This is a genomic window from Streptomyces sp. NPDC015242 (genome assembly GCF_043079125.1).
Classification (GTDB): Bacteria; Actinomycetota; Actinomycetes; order Streptomycetales; family Streptomycetaceae; genus Streptomyces.
In genome coordinates this window covers 352,880-366,263 of record NZ_JBIBUF010000002.1, presented here as the reverse complement: position 1 = coordinate 366,263, position 13,384 = coordinate 352,880, and the positions used below count along the sequence as shown (strand labels likewise).

The window sequence follows — 13,384 nt, the reverse complement described above, 5'->3', positions numbered from 1 at the left end:
CGGAGGTTCGGACTCCGTATGCCGGGCTGTTACCGGGACTGCTGGGCCGGGACCCCGCGGGAGATCGGCTCGTCCTCGGCCGGCGTGCCGGCGGCGGCCACCGCGGCGCCCGTGAGCGTCGCGAGCATCTCGCGGACGTTCGTCAGCTGGGCGTTGATGCTGTCGCGGCGGTTGGTGAGGGCGGCCAGCTCGCGCTCGGATTCCGAACGGATGCGGTCGGCCTTGGCGTTGGCGTCGGCCACGATGTCCTCGGCCTGGCGCTGGGCGGTCTCCACCGTCTGGCGGGCGCGGCGCTCGGCGTCCGTGCGCAGCTTCTCGGCCTCCAGGCGCAGCTGCTCGGCGCGGTGCTCGATCTCGGCGAGGCGCTTCTCGGCCTTGGCCTGACGCGAGGCCAGGTCCCGCTCGGACTGCTCGCGGCGCTTGGCGAGGTTCGTCTCGAAGTCGGCGGCGGCCTGAGCGGCCTTGGCGCGGGTCTCCTCGAAGAGGGCGTCCGCCTCCTCACGCTTGGACTGCGCGTCCTTCTGTGCCTCGGCCCGCAGCTGGGCGGCGTCACTCTTGGCCTTCTCGACGATCCGCAGGCCCTCGTCCTCGGCCTTCGCCTTGCGCTCGGCGGAGTACGACTCGGCGTCGTTGCGCACCTGCTGGGCGGCCGACTCGGCGAGCTCGCGGTGCTGCTCCGCCGCGCGCCGGGCCTCCTCGCGCAGGTCCTTCGCCTCTTCCTCGGCGAGGCGGAGGATCTTCTCCACACGCGCGCCGAGACCCGCGTACGACGGCTCGGCGTCGGTGATCTGGGCCTGGGCGTTCTGCGTCTCGAGGTGGAGCTCTTCGATGCGCTTTTCCAGAGCGGTGATGCGGGCGAGAGCGCTGTCACGGTCGGAGACGAGCTTGGAGATACGTTCGTCCACCTGAGCGCGGTCGTACCCACGCCGCACAAGCTCGAAGCCGTAGGGGGAAGTGTCGCTCATGGGGTTCCTGTCGAATGAGACCGGTGAGGTGATAGGTGGAATCCTAGGGGCCGAAACGGTGTGTCATCGAGCGGATGCGCGTTTGATCTGGAAAATGACACCCCTTTTGAGTGGCTAACCGTCGGACTGCTTGCCAAAAACTTGGTCAAAGCTCCTCAGCACACACCGGATTCGCCCCGCTTCGCTAGCTTTCCGGGCTCTTGCCACCCGATCGGGGTGCACCGACCGTCGCACCCGCCTTGACCCCGTTGTCCTTGCCCGCGGCCGGGGCCTCGAAGGACTCCAGCGCCTCCAGCACGTCCTGGACCCGGGAGATCTCGGCGTTGATGTCCTCGCGGCGGCGGACCAGCACCTCCAGCTCGCGCTTGCCCTCCTCGACCGTGCGCTTGGCCTCGCGGATCGCCTCGGCCTTCAGCTCCTCGGCCTCCCGGACGAGCGTGTTCTTCTTCTGCTCGGCCTCCTTGAGCAGGCCCTCCGCCTTCTTCACCGCGGCGATGCGGACCTTGCCCGCCTCGGAGTTGGCCTCCGAGACGATCTCCTTGGCCTTCGCCTGGGCCTTCGCGAGCTGCTCCTCGGCCGCCTTGACGAGCGCGTCGCAGCGGTCGCCCGCCGTCTTCATCGTCTCGGCCGACTCCCGGCGGGCCCGCTCGTGCAGCTCCTCGATCTCCGAGGTGATGCGGTCGCGCAGCTCCTCGGCGCGCTCCCTTATCTGCGTGGCGTCCCGGCGCGCGCCGACCAGCAGCTCGTCCGCGTCCGTCCGGGCCTTCTCCACCAGGGAGTTGCCCTCGACCGTCGCCTCGGCGACGATCCGGTCGGCCTCCGTGCGGGCCGCGCCCACCATCGTGTCGGCCTGTGCCTCGGCCTCCGCGGTGGTCTTGTGGGCCTGCTGCTGCGCCTCGGTGAGCAGCTTGTCCGCCTCGGCCGTGGTCTCCGTGATGAGCTTGTCGACCTGCTCGGCCGCCTCCGAGCGCCGCTTGTTGGCGTCCTTGCGGGCCTCGTCCAGGGTGCGGTCGGCCTCCTCGCGCGCGGTGGCGACGAGCCGCTCCGCCTCCGCCTGAGCGTCGGCCTTGACGCGCTCGGCCTCGGAGCGGACCCGCTCCGCGTGCTGCTGCGCCGAACCGACCGTCTCGGCGGCCTCGGCCCGCAGCCGCTCCGCCTCGCCGGTGGCCTCGCCGACCAGCTGGTCGGCCGTGGCGACCGACTCGGCCCGCAGCCGCTCGGCCTCCGCGGCCGCCTCGGAGCGGACGCGCTCGGCCTCGGAGAGGGCCTCCGTGCGGACCCGCTCGGCCTCGGTGACCGTCTCCATCCGCAGCCGGTCGGTCTCCTGGACCGTCTCGGTGGTGAGCCGCTCCGCCTCGCTGCGCGCCTCGGTGATGAGGGCGTCCGCCTGCGCCGCCGCGTCCGATCGGATGCGGTTGGCGTCCTCGCGGGCGTCCGCCCGGGTGCGCGAGGCGCTCTGCTCCGCCTCGGCGATCGTGTCCGACGCCTCGGTGCGCACGCGCTGGGCGTGCTCGGCGACCTCGGTGCGGATCCGCTCCGCCTCCGCGATCGCCTCGGACATCGTCCGCTCGGCGAGCGCCTTGGCGGCCTCGGACTCCTCGTGAGCCTCGCGCCGCAGCCGGCCCGCGTCCTCGCTCGCCCGCTCCCGCTCGGCGTAGGCGTCGGAGCGGACCCGGTCCGCCTCCTCCTGGGCCTCCCTGCGCGTGCGGTCCGCCGCGTGCTCGGCGGCGGAGCGCAGGCCGGCGATCTCCTCCTGCGCCTGCTCGTGCAGCCCCGCGACGGAGTCCCGGACCTGCTGCGCGTGCTGCTCGGCCGCCGACACCATCTCCGTGGCGCGCCGGTCGGCCTCCTCGACCAGCCGGACGGCCTCGGTCTGCGCCTCCTCCACGCGCTTGCGCGCCGAGGCCAGCAGTTCCTCGCTCTGCTCCCGGGCCCGCTCGCGCTCCTGGTCCGCCTCCTGCCGGGCGCTGCCCAGGACCTCCTCGGCCTCGCGGCGGCGCCGGTTGGCCTCCTCCTGGGCGGCGGCCAGCGTCTCGGAGGCCTCCGTGGCGAGCCGCTCGGCGGCGGCCTGCGCCTCCGCGCGCATCCGGTCGGCGCTCTCCTGCGCCTCCGACCTCAGCCGCTCGGCCTCGGCTGCGGCCTCCGAGCGCAGCCGGACGGCGACGGCCTCGCCCTCGGCCCGCGCCGCGGACGCGTCCGACGCGGCCTCGTCGCGCAGCCGCTCGGCCTCGGCCTCGGCCTGCTGCTGGAGCGTGCGGATCCGCTCGGCGGCCTCGGCGCGCAGCCGCTCGTTCTCCTCGGCGGCCTCGCGGCGGATCCGCGCGGCCTCCTCCCGGGCGTCGGACAGGGCCTGCTCGGCCGCCGTCAGCCGCTCCTCGGCCTCGCGCTGGAGCCGCGCCAGCTCCTCGGCGGCCTCCGCGCGCCGGGCCTCCACGGCCCGCTCGGTCTCCTCGTGCAGCTCGCGCGCGGCGCGCTCGGCCTCCGCCTTGAGGGCCTCGGCCTGCTCGACGACCTCCTCGCGGTGCCGCTCGGCCTCCTGCCGGGTGCGCTGGAGGGTCTCCTCGGCCTGCCGGCGCAGGGTCGTCGCCCGCTCGATGGCCTCGGTGCGGACCTTCTCGCTGTCCGTCTGGGCCGTCGTGCGCAGCTCGTCCGCGTCCGCCTTGGCCTTGGCGAGCAGCTCCTCGGCGGACTTCGCCGCCTCCTCGATCTGCGCCACGGCCTCCTTGCGGGCCTCGGCGCGGATCTTCTCGCCCTCCTCGACGGCGTCCGCCCGCAGCTGCTCGGCCTCGCCGCGCAGCCGGCGGGCCTCCTCCTGCAGCTCGACCGTCTTGGCGCGGTACTCCTTGGTGTCGTCCTTCGCCGCGCCCTTGAGCTGCTCGGCGATGTCGTGCGCCTCGGCGCGCAGCCGGTCCGCCTCGGCCTCGGCCTCCTTGCGGATCCGCTCGGCCTCCTCGGCGGCGGCCTTGGTGGTCTTCTTGGCGTCCTCCGACGCCTTGTTGAGGACCTCCTCGGCCGTACGGGCCGCCTTGGACAGCTGGGTCGCGGTCTCCTCGGCGGTGAGCGTGCGGGCCTTCTCGGCGGCCTCCGCGACGATCTTCTCGGCCTCGGCCCGGGCGTCCGCGACGATCTGCTCGGCCTCGGACTTGGTGCTCTCGGCCTCCTTGGTGGCCTCCTCGACCAGCCGGGCGACCTGCTCCTTGGCCGTGCGCGTGCGCGTCTCGTTCGCGGACTCGGCGCTGGCCAGGGCCTTGGCGGCGGCCTCCTTGGCCTCCGCGACCAGCTTGTCCGCCTCGGTCTGCGCCTTGCGCAGCGCCTCCTCGGCCTCGGCCATCCGCTGCTCGGCGGCCTTGCTCAGCTCCTGGGCCCGGCGGCGCGCCGACTCGGACTCCGAGACGGTGGAGGTGCGCAGCTGCTCGGCGTGGTCGGTGGCCTCCTGGGCCTGCGTGGAGGCGGCGTTGAGGAGCCGCTCGGCGTCCGTGCGGGCGCGGCGCAGGATCTGCTCGGCCTCGGCCCGGGCCTCCTCGGCCGCGTTCGTCAGCCGCTGCCGTGCCTCGGTCGCCAGCCGCTCGGCCTCCGCGCGGGCGGCGGCAAGGGCCTGCTCGGCCTCCGCGCGGGACTCCTCCAGCAGCCGGCGGGCCTGCTGCTCGGTGCGGGCGCGCAGCTGCTCCGCCCATGCCACGTTCTCGTTGACGTGCGACTCGACCGTCTGGCGGCGCTCGGCCAGCTCCTGGTCCAGCTGCTGGCGGCGGGTGACCGCCTCCTGGTGCAGCTCCGCCTGGAGGCGGGCCGCCTGCTCGGCGTGCTCCTGGAGGATCCGCTGGGTCTGGGCCCGGGCCTCGCTGAGCTCCCGGTCGGCGTCCGCGCGGATCTGGTCGGCCTGCATCTGCGCGTTGCGCAGCAACTGCTCGGCCTGCCAGCCGATGTCGCCCCCGTCGAAGGAGGGCCGGGACATGATGGTGCGCCGCGCCTCGTGCAGCTTGGCGCGCAGCACCTCGACCTGGTAGCCGAGGTCCTCGGCGTGCTGGATCGCCTTTTCCCGTTCGGTCTTCAGCCGCTTCATCTCGGCTTCGAACCGAGAGAGGTGGTCGACGTCAGCCGCCGGCTCTCGCTCCTGGCTCTCGTAGCCCCGCACTGCGCGGTCCCATCCGTCCCCTGGTCGCAACTCTTTCCGAACGAGCTCCGTCCATTCGCCGAACGGGGCCCCCGGGGAATGGTGTCAGATCATCGGCGGAGCAGAGGCTGCTGCCCCGGCGCTCGTCCCCCGAAACCCGGACCCCGGTGGTCCTGCCGTCGCACGGCGGGACCGCGGTCACCCTGGCTGAGCGGCGACCGCACCCAACCCTACCGGCCCCTATGTACGAGGGTCAGTGCTCAGGTGACTCAACAGGCGCCGAAGTGACCAGTTCTGTCAGTACGCCATGGCAGTCCTTGGGGTGCAGGAAGGTGATCCGTGACCCCATGGAACCGCGTCGCGGCTCTTCGTAGAGCACGCGTACGCCCTTGTCGCGGATGTCCGCGGCGTCCGCGTCCACGTCCGCCGTACCGAAGGCGATGTGGTGGACGCCCTCCCCGTTCTTCGCCAGCCACTTCGCGACGGTGGAGTCCTCGCGGGTCGGCTCCAGGAGCTGCAGGTAGGTGGCGCCGCCGTCGGACGTTTCGTTGATCTTGAGCATGGCCTCGCGCACGCCCTGCTCCTCGTTGACCTCGGAGTGGAACACCTCGAAGCCGTAGGTGGCACGGTAGAACTCGACGGTCTTGTCGAGGTCGTGGCAGGCGATTCCGATGTGGTCGATTCGCGTCAGCATGGTTTCAGTGCAGCGCCCCCGAGGTGGTTACGCAACGTGCGCGCGATCACACCGACAGCCCGATGACGGCACGGAGTGCCACTCAGTACATTCGAAGTAAACCCTCGTTCACTCCTCGGCTGTGCAGCCGGTAAGGGGATCGCAGCTCATGACTTCTGGAACATCTGAGGCGAACAGCTCGGTGATCGTCGCGGGCGCGCGTACGCCCATGGGACGGCTGCTCGGCTCGCTCAAGTCCTTCTCGGGGGCCGACCTCGGCGGCTTCGCGATCAAGGCCGCCCTCGACCGTGCGGGGATCGGCGGCGACCAGGTGCAGTACGTGATCATGGGCCAGGTGCTGCAGGCCGGGGCGGGGCAGATCCCGGCGCGCCAGGCCGCGGTCAAGGCCGGCATCCCGATGAACGTGCCGGCGCTGACCATCAACAAGGTGTGCCTGTCCGGCCTCGACGCCATCGCGCTGGCCGACCAGCTGATCCGCGCGGGCGAGTTCGACGTGGTCGTCGCCGGCGGCCAGGAGTCGATGACCAACGCCCCGCACCTGCTGCCCAAGTCCCGCGAGGGCTTCAAGTACGGCGCGGTGCAGATGCTCGACGCCATGGCGTACGACGGCCTCACCGACTCCTTCGACGGCGTCGCCATGGGCGAGTCGACGGAGAAGCACAACACGCGCCTGGGCATCGGCCGGGCCGAGCAGGACGAGATCGCCGCGCTGTCGCACCAGCGGGCCGCGGCGGCGCAGAAGAACGGCCTGTTCGAGGCCGAGATCACGCCGGTCGAGATCCCGCAGCGCAAGGGTGACCCGGTGCTGTTCAGCAAGGACGAGGGCATCCGCGGCGACACGACCGCGGAGTCGCTCGCCAAGCTGCGCCCGGCGTTCTCCAAGGACGGCACGATCACGGCCGGTTCCGCCTCGCAGATCTCCGACGGCGCCGCCGCCGTGGTCGTGATGAGCAAGGCCAAGGCGCAGGAGCTCGGCCTGGAGTGGATCGCCGAGATCGGGGCCCACGGGAACGTGGCCGGGCCGGACAACTCGCTGCAGTCGCAGCCGTCCAACGCGATTCTGCACGCGCTGAAGAAGGAGGGGCTCGAGGTCGCGGACCTCGACCTCATCGAGATCAACGAGGCGTTCGCGGCGGTGGCCGTGCAGTCCATGAAGGATCTCGGAGTGTCCACCGAAAAGGTGAATGTCAACGGCGGCGCCATCGCCCTGGGTCACCCGATCGGGATGTCCGGAGCCCGTCTCGTGCTGCACTTGGCGCTGGAACTGAAGCGTCGGGGCGGTGGCGTGGGCGCGGCCGCGCTGTGCGGTGGCGGTGGTCAGGGCGACGCGCTGATCGTGCGTGTGCCCAAGGCCTGAGTTTCGGTACTCGCTGATCTGAACGGAGCTGTGATGCAGGACGTCTCCACGCTGGTGGCCCAGGCCAGGGAGGGGCGGCCGCGGGCCGTCGCCCGGCTGATCTCGCTGGTGGAGGGGGCGTCCCCGCAGCTGCGGGAGGTCATGGCGGCGCTGGCGCCGCTGACCGGCGGGGCGTACGTGGTGGGTCTGACCGGGTCGCCCGGGGTCGGCAAGTCGACGTCGACCTCGGCGCTGGTCTCCGCCTACCGCAAGCAGGGCAAGCGGGTCGGCGTGCTCGCCGTCGACCCGTCGTCCCCGTTCTCGGGCGGTGCGCTGCTCGGGGACCGGGTGCGGATGTCGGAGCACGCGTCCGACCCGGGCGTGTACATCCGCTCGATGGCGACGCGCGGGCACCTGGGCGGGCTGGCGTGGGCCGCGCCCCAGGCGATCCGGGTGCTGGACGCGGCCGGCTGCGACGTGATCCTCGTCGAGACGGTCGGGGTCGGGCAGTCCGAGGTGGAGATCGCCTCGCAGGCGGACACGTCGGTGGTGCTGCTCGCGCCGGGGATGGGGGACGGGATCCAGGCGGCCAAGGCCGGGATCCTGGAGATCGGCGACGTGTACGTCGTGAACAAGGCGGACCGGGACGGGGCCGACGCGACGGCCCGCGAACTGAACCACATGCTGGGGCTGGGCGAGGCGCGGGGGCCGGGCGACTGGCGCCCGCCGATCGTGAAGACCGTCGCCGCGCGGGGGGAGGGCGTGGACGAGGTCGTCGAGGCGCTGGAGAAGCACCGGGCCTGGATGGAGGAACGGGGGGTCCTCGCGGAGCGGCGGATGTCCCGGGCCGCGCGCGAGGTCGAGACGATCGCGGTGACGGCCCTGCGGGAGCGGATCGGCGACCTGCACGGCGACCGGCGCCTGGGGGCGCTGGCGGAGCGGATCGTGGCGGGGGAGCTGGATCCCTACCGCGCGGCGGACGAACTGGTGGCGGGGCTGACGGAGGGCTGAGCCCGCCGGGCCGGTGGGTGGTTCCGCCCGTTGCCGTGCGGGGGTCGGGGCCGCGCCGGGGGTGTCCGTCCTCGGAACGGCGCGATGGGGTCGGACGCCGACCGACTGTCCGTTGACGCGCCAACCGCTGCGGGCGGACACCCCCCGGCACGTCCCCTTGCGCCGTCCGGCGGGTGCGGGTCCGCGTAGCTGCGGGCACGCGTGCCGCCAGGGGTGGCACGGGTGGGCGCAGCGGCACTCCGTTCCGCCGGATTGCGGACCCACCGGGTCCAGCACCGGCGCAGTGGCACCCCGCGAGGCAGGGCTGCGGACCCCGCTCGGCCCGGCGTCCGTGGGGATGCCGGGCCGTGAAGAGGGACAGCTGCTGATCAGTCCTGGTCGTCAGCGTCGTCCGCGTCGTCCTGCGTGTCCGCACGGTCCGCCGTGACCTTGCCCGTCTTGAGGTCGACCTTCCAGTCCTGCCCGGCGCCGCCGGGCGTACGGGTCTCGGCCTCCCAGGACCGGTCCTCGCCGTCCTCGTCCAGGTCGACGGAGGTCACCGCACCCTTGCCGGCCACGGCCTTCGCGGCCTCCTCGGCCGTCACCGAGGAACCCTTCAGCGCCGTCCGGACCCGCGCCGTGTCGTCCTCGTCGTCCGTGTGCGAACCGAGCACCTTGCCGTTCGCGGGGTCGACGCTCACGCTGTGCCAGGCGTCGTCGCCGGACAGGACGTCGACCTTCCAGACCACCTTGCCGCCGTCGTCCTCGTCGTCCAGCTCGGCGGAGACGGCCGTACCCGGCGTGCGCTTCAGCGCGGCGGCGATCGCCTCGGGCGCCGAGACGTCGGTGGAGGCGGCCCGTGCGGCGTCGTCGTCGCGGTCGTCGCGGTCGTCGCGGTCGTCCCGGGCGTTGTCGCCCGTCAGCCGGGTGTCCGCCGCCTGACGCGCCGCGCCCTCGTCGTCTCCCGTGGTCGCGAGAGCCGTGGCCGTGCCGCCTCCGATCAGAGCGGCGGCGGTCACAGCGGCGATCACGATGTTGCGCTTCATGCGGAATCCTCCCGAGTCGTTTCGTTTGCGATGTCCTCGACTCTGGCCGACGCAGGCTGAGGGGAAGCTGAAAGCCCCTGAAGGGATCTTCAGGTTCCCTTTGCGACTCTTGACGCATGCGCCTGTTGATCGTGGAGGACGAGAAGCGGCTGGCCCTGTCGCTCGCCAGGGGCCTGACGGCCGAGGGGTACGCCGTGGACGTCGTCCACGACGGCCAGGAAGGGCTGCACCGGGCCTCGGAGGGGACGTACGACCTGGTCGTCCTCGACATCATGCTGCCCGGGCTTAACGGCTACCGGGTCTGCGCCGCCCTGCGCGCCGCCGGGCACGAGGTGCCGATCCTGATGCTGACCGCGAAGGACGGCGAGTACGACGAGGCCGAGGGGCTCGACACGGGCGCGGACGACTATCTGACCAAGCCGTTCTCCTACGTCGTGCTCGTGGCCCGGATCAAGGCGCTGCTGCGGCGGCGCGGGCAGGGGGCGCAGGCCTCGCCCGTGCACGTGCACGGGGACCTGAGGGTGGACACGGCCGCGCGCCGGGTGTTCCTCGGGGACGACGAGATCGCGCTGACCGCCAAGGAGTTCTCCGTGCTGGAGCAGCTCGTGCTCCGGGCCGGCGAGGTGGTGTCCAAGGCGGAGATCCTGGAGCACGTCTGGGACTTCGCGTACGAGGGTGATCCGAACATCGTCGAGGTGTACGTCAGCACCCTGCGGCGCAAGCTGCGGGCGGAGCTGATCCGGACCGTGCGCGGCGCCGGGTACCGGCTGGAGACCTCGCCGTGAGGCGGCTGTTCGGGTCCGTGCGGGCGCGGGCCACGCTCGGTGCCACGCTGGTGGTCGCGGTGGCGCTGGTCGCGGCCGGGGCCGCCGTGCTGCTGTCCTTGCGGTCCAACCTGATGGGCGAGGCCGGTACCCAGGCGGAGCGTTCCGCGCGGGCCGTCGCCTCCGAGCTCGCCGCCGGGACGCCGTACGGCAAGCTGTCCGGGCTGGACGGGGACGTCGGGCCGGTGCAGGTCCTGGACGAGGACGGGCGGCTGGTCGCGGTCAGCGAGGACCTGGAGCGGATCAGCGGCACGGACAGCGACCGGGTGAAGGCGCAGCCCGCCGCGAAGCCGGCCGGGGACGACGAGGACGACTCCGAGACCCCGGGCGAGACCCTGGAAACGGGGGAGATCTCCTCGGAGACCGTCTTCAGCAACGGGTCCGCGACCGTCGACGGGGACACGGAGGACTACCGGTACGCGGCCGTGGAGGTGGAGACGCCCGACCGCGGCACCCTCACGGTCCACGCCGGCGCCCCGCTGGCCGCCGAGCACGGGGCGGTGCGGACCGCGCTGACCGTGATGCTGATCGGGTTCCCGCTGCTGCTCGCCGTCGTCGCGGGCGTCACCTGGCTGGTCACCCGGCGGGCCCTGCGGCCGGTGGAGGGCATCCGGCGCGAGATGGCCGCGATCACCCGGTCCGAGGACCTCGCGCGGCGCGTTCCGGAGCCGGACACCCATGACGAGATCGCCCGGCTGGCGAGCACCACCAACGAGACGCTGGCGGCGCTGGAGACGTCCGTGGAGCGGCAGCGGCGGTTCGTCGCCGACGCCTCCCACGAGCTGCGCAGCCCGATCGCCTCGCTGCGCACGCAGCTGGAGGTGGCCGCCGCCCATCCCGAACTGCTGGACCTCGACGGGGCCGTGGAGGACACCGTGCGGCTGCAGCGGCTCGCCGCCGATCTGCTGCTGCTCGCCCGGCTGGACGCGGGGGAGCGGCACGGTGACACGCGCGTCGACCTCGCCGGGCTGGCCCGGCAGGAGGCCGAGGGGCGCTCCGGGGTGACCGTGGACGCGGAGCCGGTCGAGGTGACCGGCTCGCGGGGGCAGCTCGGGCGGGTGCTCGCCAACCTGCTCGACAACGCCCAGCGGCACGCCCGGTCGGCCGTCACGGTGAGCGTGCGGCGGGAGGGCGGCCGTGCCGTGGTCGGGGTGGCCGACGACGGGAACGGGGTGCCGGAGGCCGACCGGGAGCGGATCTTCGAACGGTTCGTCCGGCTGGACGACGCCCGCAGCCGCGACGACGGCGGTGCCGGGCTCGGGCTCGCCATCGCCCGGGACGTCGCCGTCCGGCACGGCGGGACGCTCACGGCGGGACGGGGACCGGCGGGCGGAGCCCTGTTCGAACTCCGCCTGCCGCTCGCCTAGGGGACCGTGCTCACGGACGCCCGCGCTGCCCGCGCAGGTGCTCGGCGATGGGCTTGAGTGCCTTGTCGAGCTCCGTCAGGGCCTCGGGGGACAGCAGGTCGATGAAGTGCCTGCGCACGGATGCCACGTGGTGCGGCGCGACCTTCCGCATCGTCGCCATGCCGTGGTCGGTGAGGACCGCGTAGAGCCCCCGGCGGTCCGACTCGCAGTTCTCCCGCCGGACCAGGTGCGCGTTCTCCATGCGGGTGATCTGGTGCGACAGCCGGCTCTTGGACTGCATCGTGGCCGAGGCGAGGTCACTCATCCGCATCCGCAGGTCCTCGGACTCGGAGAGATTCACCAGGATCTCGTAGTCGTTCATTGTCAGGCCGAACGGCTGCAGGTCCTTCTCGAGCTGGTACGTCAACAGCCTGTTGACCTCCAGGTGGGTGCGCCAAGCGCACTGCTCCGCATCGGTCAGCCAGCGGGTGGCCGTCTCGGTCTCCATGAATGAAGTCTACCTAAAAGGTTGAAAGGCGAACTAGTGAGGGGTGGCGTGTGACCGCGCCCACCTGGCGAACAACAGTGCGCAGGCGTTCGATGTCACACTCCGCAGACTACCGCTCACAGCCCGAAGCGACGCTGGAGGTCTCCCAGCTGTCCGGGAAGACGCGGTACCCCGGACTGGCCCGGCTGATGCCCGGAAGGACCGCCTCCGGGCACGCCCGCCTGCTGCGGCACGGCCCCCGTGGCCTGCTCCGCCATCAGGGTCTCGGACGACTGCAGCAGGACCGTGCCGGCGCCGACGAACTCGAACTGGTGCTCCTCGCCGGAGGCCCCGCCCAGACCCGTCAGCGCACGTAGGCCGCCCATCACGCCGGTCATGTAGCCGTGGTCGTAGTGGTGGCAGGGCGAGGGGCAGTCCGCCCAGCCGACCAGGGCCTGGGGGTCGACCCGGATCGGGGGTTCCATGAACACCACCGGGCCGTTCGACGCGGCCACGAACTTTCCGGTTCCGATGAGGGTCAGGAAACCCGGCACGATGGACTGCTTCAGCGACAGAGTTGGCTGAAAAGCAAGCAAGTTGCCCGAGCGAATGGTCAGGTTGCCGTCTTCGAGGTCGTACGAATTGACGTCGAAGGCCCGGTCGGCGAGGAGCATCTTGCCCGAGCCCTCCGCCACGACCCAGTCGCTCGCGTGCAGTGGCGAATGGAACGAGGTGCGCACGAGACGGTCCAGCCGGCCGTGTCCGACGCCGTTGAAGTCGATCGAGCCGTAGTAGGCGATCATCTTCCCCTTCTGCAGGAACCACTGGCTCCCCTTGAGCTCCACGCAGAAGGTGTGGGGATTGACGTTGTCGTCGGGCGGCAGGGTCGCCGGGTCGAAGACCGCGGGGCCGGCGCCCGGGGTTCCGTAGGTGCTCACAGCTTCTCCTCCGACGCCTGGACGTACACCGCACCGCTGCCGCTCAGCTCCAGCTGGAACGCCTCGCCCGAGCCGCGGCCCACCATGTCCCGCCAGCCCAGCGCCGTGGACAGCTTGTTGCGGACCTCGCCGTGGTGGGCGACGTAGGCCTGCGGGTCGACGTGCACCGGGCGCTGCGGGGTGATCGGGATCTCGATGACGCCGCCGTGGGCCATGACCGCGACGGCCCCGTGCCCCTTCAGCGTGGTCGTGAACAGCCCCTGGCCGCTGACCTGCCCGCGCACCATGCCCATCACACCGCCCTGGGAGCCCAGGAACATCGTGCCCTGCTGGAGCGTGCCCTCGAAGGCCAGCAGCCGGTCCGCCTCGACGTACAGGGTGTCCCCGGTGAGCCGGATCACCTGGACGTGGTGCCCGCCGTGCCCGAACAGGACCGTGCCGCTGCCCTCGACCGTCATCAGGGGCGTGTCCTCGTCGGCGACCCGGCGGCCGATCATCGACATGATCCCGCCCTGGCCACCGGCCATGTTGGGCGTGAACGACACCTCGCCCCGGTACGCGAGCATCGCGCCGCGCTGACTGAACAGCCGCTGTCCCGGTGCGACCGTCGCCTCGATCATCTTCGCGTTGATCTCCCGGAAGGCCAT

General features: G+C 72.4%; 11 protein-coding genes. 4 read left to right on the top strand and 7 right to left on the bottom strand.

Going from position 1 to position 13,384, the window contains the following annotated elements; genetic code table 11:
* Nucleotides 1–29: 29 nt before the first annotated feature.
* The 3 genes from ACF07N_RS07055 to mce all read right to left on the bottom strand — a co-directional run bounded on the left by ACF07N_RS07055 (nucleotide 30) and on the right by mce (nucleotide 5,770).
* Nucleotides 30–965, bottom strand: a complete 936-nt coding sequence (locus ACF07N_RS07055; protein WP_094055892.1) for a cellulose-binding protein — start codon at nucleotides 963–965, stop codon at nucleotides 30–32.
* A gap of 184 nt (nucleotides 966–1,149) precedes the next feature.
* The gene (gene scy / locus ACF07N_RS07050; RefSeq protein ID WP_392109390.1) at nucleotides 1,150–5,097 is read right to left on the bottom strand and encodes a polarized growth protein Scy; all 3,948 of its coding nucleotides are present in this window, start codon (nucleotides 5,095–5,097) and stop codon (nucleotides 1,150–1,152) included.
* Between the two features lie 232 nt (nucleotides 5,098–5,329).
* Nucleotides 5,330–5,770: a methylmalonyl-CoA epimerase gene (gene mce, locus ACF07N_RS07045; RefSeq protein ID WP_383325256.1), complete on the bottom strand. Its 441-nt coding sequence runs from the start codon at nucleotides 5,768–5,770 to the stop codon at nucleotides 5,330–5,332.
* A gap of 148 nt (nucleotides 5,771–5,918) precedes the next feature.
* Here mce and ACF07N_RS07040 point away from each other — a divergent pair, with 148 nt between their 5' ends.
* Together ACF07N_RS07040 and meaB are read left to right on the top strand one after the other, a co-directional pair.
* Nucleotides 5,919–7,127 (top strand): acetyl-CoA C-acetyltransferase, encoded by a 1,209-nt coding sequence (locus tag ACF07N_RS07040; RefSeq protein ID WP_392109387.1) that lies wholly within the window; start codon nucleotides 5,919–5,921, stop codon nucleotides 7,125–7,127.
* Between the two features lie 33 nt (nucleotides 7,128–7,160).
* Complete coding sequence (gene meaB, locus ACF07N_RS07035) at nucleotides 7,161–8,117, top strand: methylmalonyl Co-A mutase-associated GTPase MeaB (RefSeq protein WP_383325262.1); 957 nt, start codon at nucleotides 7,161–7,163, stop codon at nucleotides 8,115–8,117.
* Between the two features lie 368 nt (nucleotides 8,118–8,485).
* On the opposite strand, the gene ACF07N_RS07030 is transcribed toward meaB, so the two are convergent.
* Nucleotides 8,486–9,142, bottom strand: a complete 657-nt coding sequence (locus tag ACF07N_RS07030; RefSeq protein ID WP_392109384.1) for a PepSY domain-containing protein — start codon at nucleotides 9,140–9,142, stop codon at nucleotides 8,486–8,488.
* Nucleotides 9,143–9,258: 116 nt separating this feature from the next.
* Here ACF07N_RS07030 and ACF07N_RS07025 point away from each other — a divergent pair, with 116 nt between their 5' ends.
* A complete protein-coding gene (locus ACF07N_RS07025; RefSeq protein WP_383325268.1) occupies nucleotides 9,259–9,927 on the top strand; it encodes a response regulator transcription factor in 669 nt (222 codons plus the stop codon).
* Nucleotides 9,924–11,333, top strand: a complete 1,410-nt coding sequence (locus ACF07N_RS07020) for a sensor histidine kinase (RefSeq protein ID WP_392109381.1) — start codon at nucleotides 9,924–9,926, stop codon at nucleotides 11,331–11,333. Before ACF07N_RS07025 ends, ACF07N_RS07020 begins: the two co-directional genes overlap by 4 nt.
* A 10-nt stretch (nucleotides 11,334–11,343) precedes the next feature.
* Here ACF07N_RS07020 and ACF07N_RS07015 read toward each other — a convergent pair whose 3' ends face one another.
* From ACF07N_RS07015 to ACF07N_RS07005, 3 genes are all read right to left on the bottom strand, one after another.
* Nucleotides 11,344–11,820 carry a MarR family winged helix-turn-helix transcriptional regulator gene (locus ACF07N_RS07015; RefSeq protein WP_383325274.1) on the bottom strand — a complete coding sequence of 159 codons (477 nt, stop codon included), beginning with the start codon at nucleotides 11,818–11,820 and terminating at the stop codon, nucleotides 11,344–11,346.
* Between the two features lie 116 nt (nucleotides 11,821–11,936).
* Nucleotides 11,937–12,737 (bottom strand): AIM24 family protein, encoded by an 801-nt coding sequence (locus ACF07N_RS07010; RefSeq protein WP_392109378.1) that lies wholly within the window; start codon nucleotides 12,735–12,737, stop codon nucleotides 11,937–11,939.
* Complete coding sequence (locus ACF07N_RS07005; RefSeq protein WP_392109375.1) at nucleotides 12,734–13,384, bottom strand: AIM24 family protein; 651 nt, start codon at nucleotides 13,382–13,384, stop codon at nucleotides 12,734–12,736. Before ACF07N_RS07005 ends, ACF07N_RS07010 begins: the two co-directional genes overlap by 4 nt.